Source organism: Citrobacter sp. wls826 (genome assembly GCF_005281245.1).
In the GTDB taxonomy this organism is placed as follows: domain Bacteria; phylum Pseudomonadota; class Gammaproteobacteria; order Enterobacterales; family Enterobacteriaceae; genus Citrobacter; species Citrobacter braakii.
This window is the reverse complement of sequence record NZ_SZWS01000054.1, coordinates 122,078-139,688: the sequence shown is the minus strand read 5'-3', so window position 1 is coordinate 139,688 and position 17,611 is coordinate 122,078. Positions and strand designations below refer to the sequence as shown.

The 17,611-nt window shown below is 49.4% G+C and carries 20 protein-coding genes and 1 other annotated feature; of the genes, 11 read left to right on the top strand and 9 right to left on the bottom strand.

The features are described from left to right. Nucleotides 1-36: 36 nt before the first annotated feature. Nucleotides 37-705, bottom strand: coding sequence for a hexitol phosphatase HxpB (gene hxpB / locus FDW87_RS14690; protein WP_016156335.1), 669 nt, complete (start codon nt 703-705; stop codon nt 37-39). Between the two features lie 168 nt (nt 706-873). Between hxpB and FDW87_RS14685 the strand changes: the two genes are divergently transcribed. Then, nucleotides 874-1,410: a YniB family protein gene (locus FDW87_RS14685; RefSeq protein ID WP_137379885.1), complete on the top strand. Its 537-nt coding sequence runs from the start codon at nt 874-876 to the stop codon at nt 1,408-1,410. A gap of 64 nt (nt 1,411-1,474) precedes the next feature. Here FDW87_RS14685 and FDW87_RS14680 read toward each other — a convergent pair whose 3' ends face one another. Beyond that, complete coding sequence (locus tag FDW87_RS14680; RefSeq protein WP_016152861.1) at nt 1,475-2,335, bottom strand: fructosamine kinase family protein; 861 nt, start codon at nt 2,333-2,335, stop codon at nt 1,475-1,477. A 269-nt stretch (nt 2,336-2,604) separates the two neighbouring features. Then, a complete protein-coding gene (gene pfkB, locus FDW87_RS14675) occupies nt 2,605-3,534 on the bottom strand; it encodes a 6-phosphofructokinase II (protein ID WP_047500833.1) in 930 nt (309 codons plus the stop codon). A 287-nt stretch (nt 3,535-3,821) separates the two neighbouring features. On the opposite strand from pfkB, the gene FDW87_RS14670 reads away from it, so the two are divergent. Continuing rightward, on the top strand, nt 3,822-4,580 hold the full coding sequence (locus FDW87_RS14670; protein ID WP_016152863.1) for a YdiY family protein: 759 nt from the start codon (nt 3,822-3,824) through the stop codon (nt 4,578-4,580). Nucleotides 4,581-4,747: 167 nt separating this feature from the next. On the opposite strand, the gene yniD is transcribed toward FDW87_RS14670, so the two are convergent. Continuing rightward, nucleotides 4,748-4,855 carry a small membrane protein YniD gene (gene yniD, locus FDW87_RS14665; RefSeq protein WP_003030590.1) on the bottom strand — a complete coding sequence of 36 codons (108 nt, stop codon included), beginning with the start codon at nt 4,853-4,855 and terminating at the stop codon, nt 4,748-4,750. 304 nt (nt 4,856-5,159) lie between these two features. Here yniD and thrS point away from each other — a divergent pair, with 304 nt between their 5' ends. From thrS to ihfA, 8 genes are all read left to right on the top strand, one after another. Further along, the gene (gene thrS / locus FDW87_RS14660; RefSeq protein WP_016152864.1) at nt 5,160-7,088 is read left to right on the top strand and encodes a threonine--tRNA ligase; all 1,929 of its coding nucleotides are present in this window, start codon (nt 5,160-5,162) and stop codon (nt 7,086-7,088) included. Nucleotides 7,089-7,091: 3 nt separating this feature from the next. Further along, nucleotides 7,092-7,634 (top strand): translation initiation factor IF-3, encoded by a 543-nt coding sequence (gene infC, locus FDW87_RS14655; RefSeq protein ID WP_048997935.1) that lies wholly within the window; start codon nt 7,092-7,094, stop codon nt 7,632-7,634. A gap of 96 nt (nt 7,635-7,730) precedes the next feature. Continuing rightward, the gene (rpmI, locus tag FDW87_RS14650) at nt 7,731-7,928 is read left to right on the top strand and encodes a 50S ribosomal protein L35 (protein ID WP_003030583.1); all 198 of its coding nucleotides are present in this window, start codon (nt 7,731-7,733) and stop codon (nt 7,926-7,928) included. Between the two features lie 55 nt (nt 7,929-7,983). Next, the gene (gene rplT / locus FDW87_RS14645; protein ID WP_003030578.1) at nt 7,984-8,340 is read left to right on the top strand and encodes a 50S ribosomal protein L20; all 357 of its coding nucleotides are present in this window, start codon (nt 7,984-7,986) and stop codon (nt 8,338-8,340) included. A 120-nt stretch (nt 8,341-8,460) separates the two neighbouring features. Next, nucleotides 8,461-8,585: a sequence feature (Phe leader region), on the top strand. Continuing rightward, nucleotides 8,466-8,510, top strand: coding sequence for a pheST operon leader peptide PheM (gene pheM, locus FDW87_RS21200; RefSeq protein WP_001386830.1), 45 nt, complete (start codon nt 8,466-8,468; stop codon nt 8,508-8,510). Its footprint overlaps the feature before it by 45 nt. A gap of 159 nt (nt 8,586-8,744) precedes the next feature. Continuing rightward, on the top strand, nt 8,745-9,728 hold the full coding sequence (gene pheS / locus FDW87_RS14635; RefSeq protein WP_016152865.1) for a phenylalanine--tRNA ligase subunit alpha: 984 nt from the start codon (nt 8,745-8,747) through the stop codon (nt 9,726-9,728). A 15-nt stretch (nt 9,729-9,743) separates the two neighbouring features. Beyond that, nucleotides 9,744-12,131 (top strand): phenylalanine--tRNA ligase subunit beta, encoded by a 2,388-nt coding sequence (gene pheT / locus FDW87_RS14630; protein ID WP_137379884.1) that lies wholly within the window; start codon nt 9,744-9,746, stop codon nt 12,129-12,131. Nucleotides 12,132-12,135: 4 nt separating this feature from the next. Next, nucleotides 12,136-12,435 carry an integration host factor subunit alpha gene (ihfA, locus tag FDW87_RS14625; RefSeq protein WP_003030571.1) on the top strand — a complete coding sequence of 100 codons (300 nt, stop codon included), beginning with the start codon at nt 12,136-12,138 and terminating at the stop codon, nt 12,433-12,435. 40 nt (nt 12,436-12,475) lie between these two features. Here ihfA and FDW87_RS14620 read toward each other — a convergent pair whose 3' ends face one another. The 5 genes from FDW87_RS14620 to FDW87_RS14600 all read right to left on the bottom strand — a co-directional run bounded on the left by FDW87_RS14620 (nt 12,476) and on the right by FDW87_RS14600 (nt 16,913). Then, nucleotides 12,476-13,705, bottom strand: coding sequence for a NupC/NupG family nucleoside CNT transporter (locus tag FDW87_RS14620; protein ID WP_049268805.1), 1,230 nt, complete (start codon nt 13,703-13,705; stop codon nt 12,476-12,478). A 3-nt stretch (nt 13,706-13,708) separates the two neighbouring features. After that, nucleotides 13,709-14,671: a nucleoside hydrolase gene (locus tag FDW87_RS14615; protein WP_053389680.1), complete on the bottom strand. Its 963-nt coding sequence runs from the start codon at nt 14,669-14,671 to the stop codon at nt 13,709-13,711. A 17-nt stretch (nt 14,672-14,688) separates the two neighbouring features. Beyond that, on the bottom strand, nt 14,689-15,423 hold the full coding sequence (locus FDW87_RS14610; protein ID WP_016152869.1) for an outer membrane protein OmpK: 735 nt from the start codon (nt 15,421-15,423) through the stop codon (nt 14,689-14,691). 31 nt (nt 15,424-15,454) lie between these two features. Continuing rightward, nucleotides 15,455-16,669, bottom strand: a complete 1,215-nt coding sequence (locus FDW87_RS14605; protein ID WP_137379883.1) for a PfkB family carbohydrate kinase — start codon at nt 16,667-16,669, stop codon at nt 15,455-15,457. A gap of 85 nt (nt 16,670-16,754) precedes the next feature. After that, nucleotides 16,755-16,913 carry a DUF1427 family protein gene (locus tag FDW87_RS14600; RefSeq protein WP_016152871.1) on the bottom strand — a complete coding sequence of 53 codons (159 nt, stop codon included), beginning with the start codon at nt 16,911-16,913 and terminating at the stop codon, nt 16,755-16,757. 304 nt (nt 16,914-17,217) lie between these two features. On the opposite strand from FDW87_RS14600, the gene FDW87_RS22700 reads away from it, so the two are divergent. Continuing rightward, a partial coding sequence (locus FDW87_RS22700; RefSeq protein WP_252363207.1) for an iron chelate uptake ABC transporter family permease subunit occupies nt 17,218-17,611 on the top strand: 394 nt, incomplete at its 3' end.

The window sequence follows — 17,611 nt, the reverse complement described above, 5'->3', positions numbered from 1 at the left end:
GGCAGGCGGGCAATGCGATCATTGCCCGTCGCAGGATTAGCCGCGCAGGTGAGCGGCAGTGAGTTCGGTGAGCGAGGCCAGTTTGACGTCGGCCAGAACGAAGCGAGGATCGTCCTGATTTTCATGCGCAGGTACTACGATGGAACGCATACGGGCGGCTTTCGAAGCAATCATGCCGTTCACCGAGTCTTCCAGTGCTACGCAGTTTATAGGGTCAATGCCCAGTTTCGCCGCGCAATCGAGATAAACCTGCGGGTGCGGTTTGCTGTAGGGCAGTTTTTCCGCAGAAGCCAGTGCGTCGAAGCTGCTGCGCAGATCAAACATGGTTAGCACTTTTTCCAGCATATGCAGCGGCGAGGCGGATGCCAGTCCTACTTTCAACCCCTGAGATTTACACAATGCCACGGCCTCACGCACGCCCGGCAGCAGTGGTTTTGTTTCTTCAACTAACGCAATTGCGCGGGTAATGATGCGCTCGGTTACTTCCTGACGTGAGGGACCGTTCCACGGTTGCTGCGCAAACCACAAATCAACCACCATGTCGATGCGTAAGCCAAGTGTATCGGGAAGTTCATGGCGGCGGGAGATATCAACGCCTAAACTTGCTATCACATCCAGTTCGGCCTGATCCCAAAGCGGTTCAGAATCGACCAGTAATCCATCCATATCGAAAATTGCAGCAAGAATTTGACGCGGGGTTGACATCACAACCTCTCCTTTACGGGGGATAAAAGGGATTAAGAGCCAGCCAGGACGGGCTCTGAGCGTTCATTATGGCTAATTCAGCAGTATACCGCCTTTAAAGATCAGGCGAAAACGATAATCAACGGGTAAACTTAGGCCAAAATGACACGTCTTAATCAAGGGGAACTCATGACGTATCAACAAGCTGGACGCATTGCCATCTTGAAAAGGCTGGTGGGATGGGGGATTTTCATTCCCGCGCTGATTTCAACCCTGGTTTCAGTACTGAAGTTAATGTATGCGCACAGCGAAAAGCAGGAAGGGATTAACGCGGTCATGCTCGATTTTGCTCATGTGATGATCGACATGATGCGTGTGAACACACCTTTTCTTAACGTGTTTTGGTATAACTCGCCGACGCCCGATTTTCAAAGTGGACTGAATCTCGTTTTTTGGCTGATTTTCATTCTGATTTTTATCGGTCTGGCGTTGCAGGATTCAGGCGCCAGAATGAGCCGTCAGGCGCGTTATTTACGCGAGGGCGTTGAGGACCAGTTGATTCTGGAACAGGCAAAGGGCAGTGAAGGGTTATCACGCGAGCAACTTGAGTCGCGTATTGTGGTACCGCACCATACGATCTTTTTACAAATTTTCCCGCTCTATATTTTGCCGGTGATCGTTATCGTGATTGGCTACTTCTTCTTTTCATTACTGGGTTTTTTGTAACTGCTGCACTATCAGGCCTGACGCGTTGCGAAACGCCAGGCCAGATAAGCAACGTGCGACTTTGCTAAGCCGCCAGTAACCTGTCCAGCGCTTTCTGCGCCACGACCAGATGCTGTCCCCCGAACAGAATAGCCCTGTTCAGCAGCGTATAGAGCTGGTAGACAGGCTGTCTGTCGAGAAAATCCAATGGTAGCGGAGAAACAGACTGATAACCGTCATAGAGTTGCGGCGGCTGATCGGTATGTAACGGCAGCATTGCCAGGTCACACTCTCTGTCCCCCCAGTAGCAGGCAGGGTCAAAGATGTACGGGCCGTTCGGGCCGAGAGCGCAGTTCCCGGACCACAAATCACCATGCAGAAGAGACGGCTGCGGCTGATGAGAAGAGAGACGCTGCTGAACATGCTCGACGATGGCGTCGATATTGCCAAACGCAATGCCTTTTTCAGCGGCGAGTTCCAGCTGCCAGCCAATACGCTGCTCGGCAAAAAAGGTTGACCAGCGACGTTGCCAGGTGTTGGGCTGCGGCGTGGTAGAGAGCGCATTATCGAAGTCGAGCCCAAACTGCGGCTGATCGCTCCATTCATGCAAATGCGCCAACTGCTGGCCGAGGATAAACGCGTTGTGCGCATCAAGCGGACGGGGAGGGAGGAAATCCATCACCAGAAAGCTGTAATCTCTGTCTGCGCCTACCGCCCAGACTTTCGGTACAGATACGGTTTGACTGCGAGAAAGTAGCTCCAGCTGATCGGCTTCCGCCGTAAAGCCGGTTAACAGCTCTCTTTCATCGCATTTAACGAAAAAATCGCGCCCCGCATAGCGTAAATGCCATGCGGCGTGGATCTCTCCGCCGGGCAGTTCGTTACGCAGTTCGATTTCGCCTTCACCTAATTGCTCGCTTAAAAGACGACTGATAGCCTGCCACATGATGTCTCTCCCCATGTTGTCTGCCAGATCATAAGGTTAGCGCAAGAATGCGGTTAAAAAACACGAACTGACGCACACCACGGACGCGTCATCGCTGGAAAGGCACTTAATGTGTGTCGTTCTTCTTCACCTCGCATCGTTGTGAAGACGCCCGGTTGCACATGATTCACTTCTTTGTAATCACGTGATTTTTTATCATAGACGTATAACACCCATGCCGACAGTTTTACGGGGAAATCCCCTTGTATCTAGACAAGGGGAAGCCGTCATTACTGAGCCAGATACGCGTATATTTTTTGCGTATCGTCTAAAGCGCACAGACGCGTACCCTGATTCAGGGTGGCGGCGCTACCTGCGGCGACACCGTAACGAACAATATCTGCAAAAGGTGCGCTCTCCGCCAGTTTAAGCGTCATGGCCCCGACCATACTGTCGCCCGCGCCTACGGTACTTTGACTCTTCACCGGTGGCGGAACCACCTGGACACAGGTTTCACGATCAACGCCCAGCGCTCCTTGTGGTCCAAGCGAGACCACTACGCGATGCGCTTTTCCGCTTTGCACGATTTCCTGCGCGGCGTTGCGCACATCATCGGGCTGCGTGAGTTCGCGATTCACCAGCGCGCTCAGTTCTTTGAGGTTGGGTTTGACCAGTTCGATATTGCCGATGGTTAATGCTGCCGCCAGCGCTTCGCCAGAACTATCGACGATACAGCGAATCCCTTGTTTTTGTGCTGTGGTAATGAGCCGGGTCAGCTTCTCAAGCTGTACGCCAGGCGGCAAACTGCCGCTAATAACCAGCAGTGCGCCAGACTCAATTTCCAGCACCTGATCCTGAAGTTGGTAGAACTCATCATCGGTGAGCGCAGCGCCTGGCATGACGAAGCGATACTGTTCACCGCTGGACTCAACGTGCACATGGAGATTTTGTCGGGTCCAGTCTTTAGCTTCGACGGTGGATACGGGAACATTTTCGTCGGCGAGCAAAGTAACAAGATGCTCTCCGGTGGCGCCACCCGCAGGGAAGATGGCCGTAGCGGTGCCGCCAAGATGGGCAATTGCGCGAGCGACGTTGATGCCGCCGCCGCCGGGTTCAAAAACCGGCGAGGTACAGCGAAGCTTACCTTCCGGGTAGATTTGCGGCGTGATTGTTGCGCTATCGAGAGAGGGCGCAAGTGTTAACGTATAGATACGTACCATCTTTACCTCCTGTTAGGCTGTCCTCAGTCTGGCACTTAACCCCCCGAAAGTGAAGTAATTAACAACATGATTTTTCATATCTTTATTTAAAATATTCGCGTTAAAGATATATAAATAAAAAAACGGTTTAGGAACGCTCTTATTCAAAAAATGAAATAAGAATTTATTGCTATGTTATTCGAGTCTTTTTATAATTTGTTACCTTTCAAGGGTCTTTTGTCATTGATCCATATGAAAGTTTCCGAGACCGTTATGGTCTCTTTTTTTGTTGTACGGACTCTTAATAAATGAAGCTTTTGAAGACAGTGCCCGCAGCGTTACTGCTGACGGGTGGCCTGCTTGCGTCAATGCAGGCTGCCGCCGATGATTCCGTTTTTACTGTCATGGATGACCCTTCCAGCGCGAAAAAACCCTTTGAAGGTAACCTGAACGCGGGATATCTCGCCCAGTCAGGCAACACAAAAAGTTCTTCTTTAACTGCAGACACCACCATGACCTGGTACGGTCAAACTACGGCGTGGTCTTTGTGGGGAAATGCCAGCAATACCTCCTCAAATGATGAGCGTTCATCGGAGAAATATGCCGTAGGTGGCCGTAGTCGTTACAACATGACCGACTATGACTATCTCTTTGGTCAGGCAAGCTGGCTGACCGACCGTTACAACGGCTATCGCGAGCGTGACGTGCTAACCGCAGGTTATGGTCGTCAGTTCCTCAACGGACCAGTGCACAGCTTCCGTTTTGAATTCGGTCCAGGTGTGCGCTATGACGAGCACACGGATGGCACCACCGAAACACAGCCGCTGGGCTATGCGTCCGGGGCCTATGCGTGGCAGATGACGGATAATACTAAGTTTACGCAAGGTGTGTCGGTATTTGGTGCTGACGATACAACGCTCAATTCTGAAACGGCCTTGAACGTTGCTATCAACGAACACTTTGGGTTAAAGGTGGCTTACAACGTTACCTGGAACTCTGAACCACCGGCAACAGCGCCGGAGCATACCGATCGTCGTACTACTGTGTCACTCGGCTATCGTATGTAATGACAAGCCGGGTCAAATAATTGGCCCGGCTTTTCTCAATTAACGTTAAATTTATTTAATATTAAATCTGTGTTTTATTTTTAATACTTATCAATAACGCGCTATTTTCAGACGAATTCGATTTAATTGATAAATACAACGGAACCGGAACTGCGTGTACCAGTATTTTAACCCCAGATCATCGCAGCCCAACGTAGCATCAGCATTGCCGCACAAATAACGAGCAGTATCACAACCATCTTCCAGTGTTTCTTCGCAAAGCGATTTGTTGGCATTGTCCTTTTCCTGCTCAGGTTAGATAACTTTATACAAGTGTAACAAAAACGTCAGGGTGTCAGTGAATTGATTTACATCATAGAGTGCGCGTTGATTGTTGCTTTGATCGGCTCGTAATGCCGTGTACACTGTCAAACGGTGTTATCAAAAAGCGGGTGTAGGTCCAGTGTAGCCATTAAGGCGACCAGTGACATATTTCGCAGAGTGAAGCGGGAATCAGCCCACACCTTTTTGATGATTTTAAATATTGAATCTTTGTATGTGATCTTACGTGTGGGTCACCACTGCAAATAAGGATATAACATGCCTGTTATTACTCTTCCTGATGGCAGCCAACGCCATTACGACCACGCTGTAAGCCCCATGGATGTTGCGCTGGACATCGGTCCAGGTCTGGCGAAAGCCACTATTGCTGGCCGTGTTGACGGTGAGCTGGTAGATGCTTCCGATCTGATTGAGCATGATGCGAAGCTCTCCATCATCACCGCGAAGGATGAAGAAGGTCTGGAGATCATTCGTCACTCCTGTGCGCACCTGTTAGGGCACGCGATCAAACAACTCTGGCCGCACACCAAAATGGCGATCGGACCGGTTGTTGATAACGGTTTTTACTACGATATCGATCTTGACCGTACGCTAACCCAGGAAGATGTCGACGCGCTCGAGAAGCGGATGCACGAGCTCGCTGAGAAAAACTACGATGTCATTAAGAAGAAAGTCAGCTGGTACGAAGCGCGTGAAACCTTCGTGAAGCGTGGCGAGACCTATAAAGTCTCCATTCTTGATGAAAACATTGCCCATGATGACAAGCCTGGCTTGTACCATCATGAAGAATATGTCGATATGTGCCGTGGCCCGCACGTGCCGAACATGCGTTTCTGTCATCACTTCAAACTGATGAAGACCGCTGGGGCATACTGGCGTGGCGACAGCAATAACAAGATGCTGCAGCGTATTTATGGTACTGCATGGGCCGATAAAAAAGCCCTGAGTGCCTACCTGCAACGTCTGGAAGAAGCGGCCAAACGCGACCACCGTAAAATCGGTAAGCAGCTTGACCTGTATCATATGCAGGAAGAAGCGCCGGGTATGGTGTTCTGGCACAATGATGGCTGGACAATCTTCCGTGAACTGGAAGTCTTTGTTCGCTCAAAACTGAAAGAATACCAGTATCAGGAAGTTAAAGGTCCGTTCATGATGGACCGCGTGCTGTGGGAAAAAACAGGTCACTGGGATAACTACAAAGATGCGATGTTCACGACCTCCTCTGAGAACCGTGAATACTGCATTAAGCCCATGAACTGCCCGGGCCACGTGCAGATCTTCAATCAGGGTCTGAAATCCTATCGTGATCTGCCGTTGCGTATGGCTGAGTTTGGTAGCTGCCACCGTAATGAGCCGTCAGGCGCGCTGCATGGCCTGATGCGCGTTCGTGGCTTCACTCAGGATGATGCACATATCTTCTGTACAGAAGAGCAGATCCGTGATGAAGTTAACGCTTGCATTCGTATGGTCTACGATATGTATAGCACCTTTGGCTTCGAGAAAATCGTCGTCAAACTGTCCACTCGCCCCGAAAAACGTATCGGTAGCGATGAAATGTGGGACCGTGCTGAAGCTGACCTGGCCGTTGCGCTGGAAGAAAACAACATCCCGTTTGAGTACCAACTGGGTGAGGGCGCATTCTACGGTCCGAAAATTGAATTTACCCTGTATGACTGCCTCGATCGTGCATGGCAGTGCGGTACTGTACAGCTGGACTTCTCTCTGCCGTCCCGTTTAAGCGCCTCTTATGTTGGCGAAAACAACGAGCGTCAGGTGCCGGTTATGATTCACCGCGCAATTCTTGGGTCGATGGAACGTTTCATCGGTATCCTGACCGAAGAGTTCGCTGGCTTCTTCCCGACCTGGCTTGCGCCAGTTCAGGTTGTCGTCATGAACATCACCGATTCACAGTCTGAATACGTCAACGAATTAACGCAGAAACTACAAAATGCGGGTATTCGTGTAAAAGCAGACTTGAGAAATGAGAAGATTGGCTTTAAAATCCGCGAGCACACTTTACGTCGTGTCCCTTACATGTTGGTCTGTGGCGACAAAGAGGTAGAAGCAGGCAAAGTTGCCGTGCGCACCCGTCGTGGCAAAGACTTGGGCAGCCTGGACGTAAATGAAGTGATTGAGAAGCTGCAACAAGAGATTCGCAGCCGCAGTCTTCAACAACTGGAGGAATAAGGTATTAAAGGCGGAAAACGAGTTCAAACGGCACGTCCGAATCGTATCAATGGCGAGATTCGCGCCCTGGAAGTTCGCTTAACAGGTCTGGAAGGCGAAGCTTTGGGTATTGTGAGTCTGAGAGAAGCGATCGAAAAAGCTGAAGAAGCTGGAGTAGATTTAGTTGAAATCAGCCCTAACGCCGAACCGCCAGTTTGTCGTATTATGGACTACGGCAAGTTCCTTTATGAAAAGAGTAAGTCTTCTAAGGAACAGAAGAAAAAGCAAAAAGTTATTCAGGTTAAGGAAATTAAATTCCGTCCTGGCACCGACGATGGCGATTACCAGGTAAAACTCCGCAGCCTGGTACGCTTTCTGGAAGATGGCGATAAGGCCAAGATCACGCTGCGTTTTCGCGGTCGTGAGATGGCCCACCAACAGATCGGTATGGAAGTGCTCAACCGCGTCCGTGACGATCTGAGTGAACTGGCAGTAGTCGAATCCTTCCCTACGAAGATCGAAGGCCGCCAGATGATCATGGTGCTCGCTCCTAAGAAGAAACAGTAAGGCCTTCAAGTAGCAATGTCTGTGGAGCCTGCGGGTTCCACAGCCGTTGTTCGCCTACGTTTCGTTTATTAACAATGCGAAGTGGAAGTTATTAAAATGCCAAAAATTAAGACCGTACGCGGTGCTGCTAAGCGCTTCAAAAAAACCGGTGGTGGTGGATTTAAGCGTAAGCACGCAAACCTGCGTCATATTCTGACCAAAAAATCTACTAAGCGTAAACGTCACCTGCGTCCAAAAGGCCTCGTTTCTAAAGGCGATCTGGGTCTGGTTATCGCGTGCCTGCCGTACGCATAAGCCGTTAACGTTTAATTAATTTTTTTACTAAGAATATAGATACAGGAGAGCACATATGGCTCGCGTAAAACGTGGTGTAGTTGCCCGTGCACGTCACAAGAAAATTTTGAAACAAGCTAAAGGCTACTACGGTGCGCGTTCTCGCGTATACCGCGTTGCCTTCCAGGCTGTTATCAAAGCTGGTCAGTACGCTTATCGTGACCGTCGTCAGAAAAAGCGTCAGTTCCGTCAACTGTGGATTGCGCGTATCAACGCAGCAGCACGTCAGAACGGTATTTCTTACAGCAAATTCATCAACGGCCTGAAAAAAGCCTCTGTTGAAATCGACCGTAAGATCCTGGCTGACATCGCAGTATTCGACAAAGTAGCGTTCACCGCTCTGGTCGAAAAAGCGAAAGCAGCTCTGGCATAAGCCGGTGAAAAGAGGGAGCCTGGCTCCCTCTCTTTTATTTGTAGTGCAATCAATTGGTTGACAATTTATCCGTAAGCCTTTTCAATAAAGGTTGTCCGGTTTTTACCACACAAGGTAACGCAAGCATGAATGCTGCTATTTTCCGCTTCTTCTTTTACTTTAGCACCTGAACTCAGGAGGCTTGCGCGTGAAAGAAGAAACGGAAAACAGCGCCTAAAAGCCTCCCTGGTGGAGGCTTTTTTTATACACGTTATCCTTCAGGCTGCCTCTGCGTTGGCTGCAGTCGCTTACCCCAGTCACATATTTGTCTGAGGATTAGCGCTCTACTGCTGTCTTGACTCAGCCAGAATGATTTTGTGTATTTACGAGCGACTAGTGAATATCGCAACATAACGAGGAAAACCATGTCACATCTCGCAGAGCTGGTTGCCAGTGCAACGGCCGCCATTAACCAGGCTTCAGATGTTGCCGCGTTAGACAATGTCCGCGTCGAATATTTGGGCAAGAAAGGGCACCTGACCCTTCAGATGACTACCCTGCGTGAACTGCCGGCAGAAGAGCGCCCGGCAGCAGGTGCGGTGATAAACGAAGCCAAAGAGCAGGTTCAGCAAGCGCTGAACGCGCGTAAAGCCGAATTAGAAAATGCCGCGCTGAATGCTCGTCTGGCTGAAGAAACGATCGATATCTCCTTGCCTGGGCGTCGTATCGAAAACGGCGGTTTGCATCCGGTAACGCGGACTATCGATCGCATTGAAAGTTTTTTTGGTGAGCTGGGCTTTACCGTGGCGACCGGTCCGGAAATCGAAGATGACTATCATAACTTCGATGCGCTGAACATTCCTGGCCATCACCCGGCGCGCGCTGACCACGACACTTTCTGGTTTGATGCGACGCGTCTGCTGCGCACGCAGACTTCCGGCGTGCAGATCCGCACCATGAAAGAAAAACAGCCGCCGATCCGTATTATCGCTCCGGGCCGCGTATATCGTAACGACTACGATCAGACGCACACTCCAATGTTCCATCAGATGGAAGGGCTGATTGTTGATACCAACATCAACTTCACCAACCTGAAAGGCACGCTGCATGATTTCCTGCGCAACTTCTTTGAAGAAGACCTGCAGGTTCGTTTCCGTCCTTCCTACTTCCCGTTCACCGAACCTTCTGCGGAAGTCGATGTGATGGGTAAAAATGGCAAATGGCTGGAAGTATTGGGTTGCGGAATGGTTCACCCGAACGTGCTGCGTAACGTCGGTATCGATCCGGAAATCTACTCTGGCTTTGCATTCGGTATGGGTATGGAGCGTCTGACCATGCTGCGTTACGGCGTAACCGATCTGCGTTCTTTCTTCGAAAACGATCTGCGTTTCCTCAAACAGTTTAAATAAAGGCAGGATAAAACAATGAAATTCAGTGAACTGTGGTTACGCGAATGGGTAAACCCGGCGATTGATAGCGATGCGTTGTCAAACCAAATCACGATGGCGGGTCTGGAAGTTGACGGTGTGGATCCTGTTTCTGGCGCGTTCAACGGCGTTGTGGTGGGCGAAGTGGTTGAGTGCGCTCAGCATCCGAACGCTGACAAACTGCGCGTCACCAAGGTGAATGTCGGCGGCGACCGCCTGCTGGATATCGTCTGCGGTGCGCCAAACTGCCGTCAAGGGCTGAAGGTGGCTGTAGCAACCATTGGTGCCGTTCTGCCGGGCGATTTCAAAATCAAAGCCGCGAAACTGCGCGGTGAACCGTCTGAAGGCATGCTGTGCTCGTTCTCCGAGCTGGGCATTTCCGACGATCACAACGGTATTATCGAACTGCCTGTCGATGCACCAATTGGTACCGATATCCGTGAATACCTGAAACTTGACGATAATACTATCGAAATCAGCGTCACTCCGAACCGCGCCGACTGCTTAGGCATTATCGGTGTGGCACGTGACGTAGCTGTATTGAACAAAGCCCCTCTGGTTGAGCCGGAAATAGCGCCAGTAGCCGCAACCATTAGCGACGTCCTGCCGATTCAGGTCGACGCGGTGGAAGCCTGTCCACGCTATCTGGGCCGTGTGGTGAAAGGCATTAACGTTAAAGCGCCAACCCCGCTGTGGATGAAAGAAAAACTGCGTCGTTGCGGCATCCGCTCGATCGATGCCGTGGTTGACGTGACTAACTATGTGCTGCTCGAATTGGGCCAGCCGATGCACGCATTCGACAAAGACCGCATTGAAGGCGGGATTGTTGTCCGCATGGCAAAAGAAGGTGAAACCCTGGTATTGCTGGACGGCAGTGAAGCGAAGCTGAATGCGGATACACTGGTGATTGCGGACCATAACAAAGCGCTGGCAATGGGCGGCATCTTTGGTGGCGAGCACTCAGGTGTGAATGATGAAACGCAAAACGTCCTGCTGGAATGCGCGTTCTTCAGCCCGCTGTCTATTACCGGTCGCGCGCGTCGTCACGGTCTGCACACCGATGCATCTCACCGCTATGAGCGTGGTGTCGATCCGGCGCTGCAACATAAAGCCATGGAGCGTGCTACGCGTCTGCTGATCGATATCTGCGGCGGCGAAGCGGGTCCAATCATTGACGTGACGAACGAAGCCTCGCTGCCAAAACGCGCAACCATTACGCTGCGCCGTAGCAAACTGGATCGTCTGATCGGACACCATATTGCGGATGAGCAGGTGAGCGATATTCTGCGCCGTCTGGGTTGTGATGTCACGGAAGGGCAAGATGAGTGGAAAGCGGTAGCGCCGAGCTGGCGTTTCGATATGGAGATCGAAGAAGATCTGGTCGAAGAAGTCGCCCGCGTATACGGTTATGACAATATCCCGAATACGCCAATTCAGGCGGGTCTAATCATGGGTACGCATCGTGAAGCGGATTTGTCGCTGAAACGCGTAAAAACCATGCTGAATGACAAAGGCTACCAGGAAGTTATTACCTACAGCTTTGTCGACCCGAAAGTCCAGGCGCTGCTGCACCCGGGTGAAGAAGCGCTGCTGCTGCCAAGCCCAATCTCGATTGATATGTCGGCAATGCGTTTATCCCTGTGGACCGGCTTGCTGTCTACGGTAGTGTACAACCAGAATCGTCAGCAAAACCGCGTGCGTATTTTCGAAACGGGTTTACGTTTCGTACCGGACACGCAGGCCAATCTCGGGATCCGTCAGGATCTGATGCTGGCGGGCGCGATCTGCGGTAACCGTCATGATGAACACTGGAATCTGGCAAAAGAGACTGTTGATTTCTATGATCTGAAAGGCGATCTGGAAGCGGTTCTCGACCTGACCGGCAAGCTGGCGGATATTCAGTTCAAAGCTGAAGCGAATCCAGCACTGCATCCGGGGCAGTCTGCGGCGATTTATCTGAAAGGTGAACGCATTGGTTTCATTGGGGTTGTTCACCCTGAACTGGAACGTAAACTGGATCTGAACGGTCGCACTCTGGTGTTTGAACTGGAGTGGAACAAGCTCGCAGACCGCGTGGTGCCTCAGGCGCGTGAAGTTTCTCGCTTCCCGGCGAACCGTCGTGACATCGCGGTCGTTGTGGCTGAAAACGTTCCCGCTGCGGATATTTTATCCGAATGTAAGAAAGTTGGCGTAAATCAGGTAGTTGGCGTAAACTTGTTTGACGTGTACCGCGGTAAGGGTGTTGCGGAGGGTTATAAGAGCCTCGCTATCAGCCTGATCCTTCAGGATACCAGCCGTACACTTGAAGAAGAGGAGATTGCCGCTACCGTCGCCAAATGTGTAGAGGCATTAAAAGAGCGATTCCAGGCATCATTGAGGGATTGAACCTATGGCGCTTACAAAAGCTGAAATGTCAGAATATCTGTTTGATAAGCTTGGGCTTAGCAAGCGGGATGCCAAAGAACTGGTCGAGCTGTTTTTCGAAGAGATCCGTCGTGCTCTGGAAAATGGTGAGCAGGTAAAACTCTCTGGTTTTGGTAACTTCGATCTGCGTGATAAGAATCAACGTCCGGGCCGTAATCCGAAAACGGGCGAAGATATTCCCATTACAGCACGGCGCGTGGTGACCTTCAGACCCGGACAGAAGTTAAAAAGCCGGGTTGAAAACGCAACGCCGAAAGAAGAGTAATCTGAACTAACTAAAAAGGCCGCGAATGCGGCCTTTTTTCTTAGTGGGCCAGAAGGAAAAACAGTCCGGTCAGTGCTGCGCTCAGTAGGTTAGACAACGTGCCCGCCAGGATCACTTTAAGCCCCATTTTAGCAATGAAACTTTTTTTCCCCGGCACAATCCCCCCCAGTACGCCAATCAATGCGGCAGGAGAGGACAAATTGGCAAACCCAGCCAGCGCCATGATCGTTATTATCTGCGAATATTCCGACAGTTGGTCTTTCATTGGAATAAAGCTGGTATACGCGACGAACTCATTCAACACCAATTTTTGACCTAACAGGCTGCCAATTTGCAAGACTTCGTTAGTGGGAATGCCCAACAGCCAGGCAACCGGAGCAAAGAGGTAACTGAAGATAAATTGTAGCGTGACGTTACCATAGCCGAAAAAGCCACAAAACCAACCCAACAAGCCGTTCACCATAGCAATTAATGCAATCAGTGCCAGAAGCATTGCCCCCACGTTAGCGGCTAGCTTCAGCCCGATAGTCGCGCCATTTGTCGCCGCTTCAACGATGTTGATAGGCTTTTCCTCTTGACCAAGCATATCGCCTGACACGTCGGCAGTATTTTCGGGTTCCGTTTCTGGAAACAGCATTTTCGCCATTAACAGACCGCCAGGTGCTGACATAAAAGAGGCGGCTACCAGATAGCGAATTTCGATCCCCATACTGGCATAGCCAACCAGCACTGAGCCTGCGATAGAGGCCACACCACCTGTCATGAGGGCAAACAGTTCTGAGCGCGTCATGCGTGGCGCATAAGGCTTCATCAGGACGAAGACGTCAGTATTGCCCGCAAAAATATTGGCCGTTGCAGCCATGGATTCTGCCGGGCTGGTGCGTAGCAGTTTATGGATACCCGTACCGATGAGACGGATAATCCACTGCATGATGCCCAGGTAGTACAGCACGGAGAACAATGCTGACATAAAAATGATAATCGGCAGAACATGCACGGCAAATACAAACCCCATTTTGAACTGTCCGAGATTACCGAAGAGAAAGTTAATCCCTTCCGACGAATAGTTCAGCATGCCTGACAGACTGTTTGATATGGCGAGTAAGATTTTTTCCCCTAAGGGGACATACAGGATAAATGCAGCAAAAAGAGCCTGGATTGCAAAGGCGCCGCCAACAGTGCGAAACCGGATAGCTTTGCGATTTTCTGAACATAGCCAGGCAACGAGTAACAGGACAACAATGCCAAGTATGACGATGAGTATCTGCATGGTTTATCCCTCATCGGCATCAATGATGCTACGGAAAAGATCTTTAAAGAGAGCATCCCGTTCAATAAATTTTGCGACCTGAATGACGTGACGGCGGTTATCAAAACTCCAGCTCAGATTGTCATTGATCAAAGGGGATGTACGGTATTCACAGGTGAACCAGTCAGGATTCAGGACATAGCCAACCGTAGTGATATCCCAAATGACTTTGCGGGATGCAAAACCAATCCAGGGGCATCGCGGGGCAATTTCAGCAAAGTAGCTACCAATGCGGCTGGTCTCTGCAAAATAGTACTGCATCTCTGGGACCGATGAGGCCATAGTGTTAGCCACGCCAAAGCAGGGGATTTGGGTGAGCGCTACGCCACTATCAAAAAGTACCCGACTCGCCGCAATGTCCTGCATCAGGTTGAATTCATGATTATCTTTCCAGGCATAACTGTTACCCCCAAGCCAGATGACATGAATCTTTGTGACGATGTCCGGCGCGAGGAGCAGTGCGTTAGCGATATTGGTCGGCGCGGCGATTGCGAGTACATGTAATGTTTGCTCAGCCGTTCTTGCCCGGTTAATCAAATCCTGTACTGCTGCTGACATCTCCGGCTGGTTGCTATCTTTCAGATAGCGTGTTGAACCCTGGAATATTTGCGGTATGTTTTCGCGGCGGGGGAGTTTGTTAAATACGCGATAGATCTCATCGACGCTCAGTTGCATGCCTACTGCGGGATCGTCAACATATGTGTGCGAGCCCTCTTTACCAAAATAGTGGTTGGTAAACGGAGCGGCGTAAACAGCTTGCAGATCGAGGCGCTCCGGGTGTAAGAATGCCCAGGCAATGGCCATCTGATCGTCAATTTCATTGTAGGTATCGCTGTCAATAACGATAGGTACTTTGCCATACTTAGGTGGCGTAATTAAGGCAATACGCTGCGCTGAAGTTAATTCAGGCCAGTGGATACTTAACATCGTTAATGTTCCTTAAGTTAGAAGTCGTAGGCCAGTCGATAAATGAGAATATCGCCATATCCATCCGCACCAAGTTTGTTATAAAAGTATCGATACATTAATGTGGTGGATATATGAGGCATGATTTTCCAGGTAATATTCAGGCCGCCGTTTAAACCATTGCTACCATGATTGTTAGCGGTATAGTCATCATTACGGTCAAGTTCTATTTCATTCCAATTGGACAGTAAGAAGTCCTGGTTGAGAAGATTGAAAGCATAGCCAGCGTTCCATCCGATTGAGAAACCATTGAGTCCATTAATATCATAAGCTGGGCCAAAATTACTGTGCGCGGTAATGTACTGACGAGCAATCCAGGGTTTAAACCACCATCCATCGCCTTTCAGGTCGGTATAGCCAAGCCCAATAAATTGATTCGTCTCTTTAAAATTGGGGCTTTGCGAATTATAGACTTTTGTAAATAAGCTGGCACCTGTTTTCCAGAGGTAGGTATGGATTTCACCATTCGCAGTCTGCCCCTGATTTCCCTCGTCATCTAGAATGTTTTCAAAATCATAAAAACCGTACATTTCACCCCAATCAAAACCAATACCTCCCTCAATACCAATTAAGGCTTGTTCATATTCGAGGTCTTTAACACCGGCATCCCAGGATTGATAGTCAAAATGTATATTCCCCCAGCCGTATTGTTGTTCAGCTAATGAGGAAAAAGCTACGCACGATAATAAAGCCCCGAAGGCGATTTTTTTCATTCCATATCCCTATTTTGGTGGTGGGTTAATATCAGTATTTATTACAAGCTAATCGTTTTAATACGAGTTCATGGGATGGCATATTGGCTGCACCTTCACGCTCTACGGCCAGTGCTGCAAATACACAGGCGTAATGAATTGCGTTGGCAATATTTTCTCCACAGGCAAGTCGTGCAGCGAGTGCACCATTAAATGCATCACCGGCGCCGGATGTATCAATATTAACGGCGGGATATGCCGGGAACTGTTGGTGTGTAGATCCATCAAATAACCAGCACCCATCTTTGCCTAACGTAATTAGAATATATTGTGGTCCCATTTGGTGCATGGTTTCGGCGGCCTGACGAATATCGTCTGGCGTACGAATAGCCTTGCCAATAATCGCCTCTGCTTCTGTGAGGTTTGGGGTCAGGATGTGTGTCCAGCGGAGAAGATCTGTCACTTCCTTGCGCCATGGTGCTGGATTCAGGATTGTCATCACCCCGGCGGCATGTGCGAACTTAATAGCTTGAGCTGTAGCGTCAGGATTGTTTTCCATCTGCGTCAAAAAAACATTGGCGGTGCCAATCTCGTCATAACAGGATATAATTTCTTCACTCGTTATTTCCTGATTAGCCCCTGGATTAATAACGATTACATTATCGCCAGCCTCTTCGGATATCATCACTACGGCACTGCCGGTTGGTGCATCATTTTTGGTAAAGATGGTTAGTTTTTCTAATCCTACGCCATTTAAAAAATGCTGGGCTTTGGTTGAAAACTCATCTTCACCTAATTTGACTGTAAAATAAGTGCGAGCATTGGCTTGTGCGGATGCTATCGCCTGGTTGCTGCCTTTCCCTCCGGGTAAACAACAGGAAAAAAGCGCGCGCGTGGTTTCCCCTGAAATAGGAAAACGGTGAAGCCGATAGACTAAGTCGGTATTAAATGAACCCAGAATGTAAACTTTCCCACTGTTTTCGTTCATTGATATTTCTCGTTCGATCTTTGATTGGTTAATGATGATGTTTTGGTGCAAATAAAGAGAGTTGTTCTCATATAATGGGAATTCATTGTCGTGATTATATACAGCACCTCCATAGCATGAGCGGACATGTCCTGTTTTTACGAGGTCATTGATGTCGCGGCGGAGTGTTCTTTCCGTAACATCAAGTACCTTAACAAGAGATGATATTTTTACACTTCCTTGTTTTTTGAGTAGTGTTAAAATATAGCGAAGACGCTGTTTTTTGTAACGACAGGGCATCTAATCCTCACTTTTCATGAATGTGATGAGAGGTCCATGTAATAAGTTTATTTTGTCTATACGTTAATTTCTTTGGTGAATGAATTTATTTGTTGAATAAATAATTAAAGATCTGATTACCACTAAGTACACCGATGATACCAAATACACCAGGCCAGGCAGCAGGGGCTGGAATGGGGAGTTTTATTAATGTAAATATGAAACCAATAATTGCGCCGGCAATAAGCGAAAGAATTATATCCATAAGATAATTCCTGAGGGTGTTATGATGATACGAAGACTACACAATATATTTACGTATTGATGAGAAGACAATCACACAAAACTTCTGCAACCGGACATCTTGTCCGATTGTGGTTATTTATTTAATCTCAGGGGCGATATTAATAATGACAGCTTCTACCTGGTATTGCTGCCAGCATTGCATTATGCAAAAGTCTAAGGTTCATGCTGTTTTGGGCCATTGCCTCATTTGCGGTAGAGCTTCCTTCCATGTTTTTTGCTTTCATCGTAAAATTAATGAGATAACCCATAAAAAAAGTATAAACATGCAACCTTTTGCACAATTACAACGTCGGCGAGACCGATACTGGTTAGGCACTTTATCGCTGTTGCTATTGGTCATGCTCGTGATTAGCTTATGCGCAGGAGAACAGTGGATCGCCCCCGGCGACTGGTTCAGCGCCCGCGGCGATCTGTTCGTCTGGCAAATCCGATTTCCCCGTACCCTCGCCGTTTTGCTGGTAGGCGCTGCGTTGGCCTTATCTGGCGCAGTGATGCAAGCTCTCTTTGAAAACCCGCTCGCAGAGCCTGGATTACTGGGCGTGTCGAATGGCGCGGGAGTCGGGCTCATCGCGGCGGTGCTGCTGGGGCAGGGGCAGCTCCCTGGCTGGGCGTTGGGTTTATGCGCCATCGCAGGGGCGCTGATTATCACGCTTATTC

What these genes read in the sequence shown, in the direction of transcription:
- pheS (WP_016152865.1), top strand. Translation starts at nt 8,745, where the DNA reads ATGTCACATCTCGCAGAGCTGGTTGCCAGTGCAACGGCCGCCATTAAC.
- FDW87_RS14620 (WP_049268805.1), bottom strand. Translation starts at nt 13,705, where the DNA reads ATGCAGATACTCATCGTCATACTTGGCATTGTTGTCCTGTTACTCGTT.
- FDW87_RS14605 (WP_137379883.1), bottom strand. Translation starts at nt 16,669, where the DNA reads ATGCCCTGTCGTTACAAAAAACAGCGTCTTCGCTATATTTTAACACTA.
- FDW87_RS14610 (WP_016152869.1), bottom strand. Translation starts at nt 15,423, where the DNA reads ATGAAAAAAATCGCCTTCGGGGCTTTATTATCGTGCGTAGCTTTTTCC.
- pfkB (WP_047500833.1), bottom strand. Translation starts at nt 3,534, where the DNA reads ATGGTACGTATCTATACGTTAACACTTGCGCCCTCTCTCGATAGCGCA.
- FDW87_RS14670 (WP_016152863.1), top strand. Translation starts at nt 3,822, where the DNA reads ATGAAGCTTTTGAAGACAGTGCCCGCAGCGTTACTGCTGACGGGTGGC.
- ihfA (WP_003030571.1), top strand. Translation starts at nt 12,136, where the DNA reads ATGGCGCTTACAAAAGCTGAAATGTCAGAATATCTGTTTGATAAGCTT.
- rpmI (WP_003030583.1), top strand. Translation starts at nt 7,731, where the DNA reads ATGCCAAAAATTAAGACCGTACGCGGTGCTGCTAAGCGCTTCAAAAAA.
- FDW87_RS14615 (WP_053389680.1), bottom strand. Translation starts at nt 14,671, where the DNA reads ATGTTAAGTATCCACTGGCCTGAATTAACTTCAGCGCAGCGTATTGCC.
- rplT (WP_003030578.1), top strand. Translation starts at nt 7,984, where the DNA reads ATGGCTCGCGTAAAACGTGGTGTAGTTGCCCGTGCACGTCACAAGAAA.
- thrS (WP_016152864.1), top strand. Translation starts at nt 5,160, where the DNA reads ATGCCTGTTATTACTCTTCCTGATGGCAGCCAACGCCATTACGACCAC.
- yniD (WP_003030590.1), bottom strand. Translation starts at nt 4,855, where the DNA reads ATGCCAACAAATCGCTTTGCGAAGAAACACTGGAAGATGGTTGTGATA.
- FDW87_RS14680 (WP_016152861.1), bottom strand. Translation starts at nt 2,335, where the DNA reads ATGTGGCAGGCTATCAGTCGTCTTTTAAGCGAGCAATTAGGTGAAGGC.
- hxpB (WP_016156335.1), bottom strand. Translation starts at nt 705, where the DNA reads ATGTCAACCCCGCGTCAAATTCTTGCTGCAATTTTCGATATGGATGGA.
- FDW87_RS14685 (WP_137379885.1), top strand. Translation starts at nt 874, where the DNA reads ATGACGTATCAACAAGCTGGACGCATTGCCATCTTGAAAAGGCTGGTG.
- pheT (WP_137379884.1), top strand. Translation starts at nt 9,744, where the DNA reads ATGAAATTCAGTGAACTGTGGTTACGCGAATGGGTAAACCCGGCGATT.
- FDW87_RS14600 (WP_016152871.1), bottom strand. Translation starts at nt 16,913, where the DNA reads ATGGATATAATTCTTTCGCTTATTGCCGGCGCAATTATTGGTTTCATA.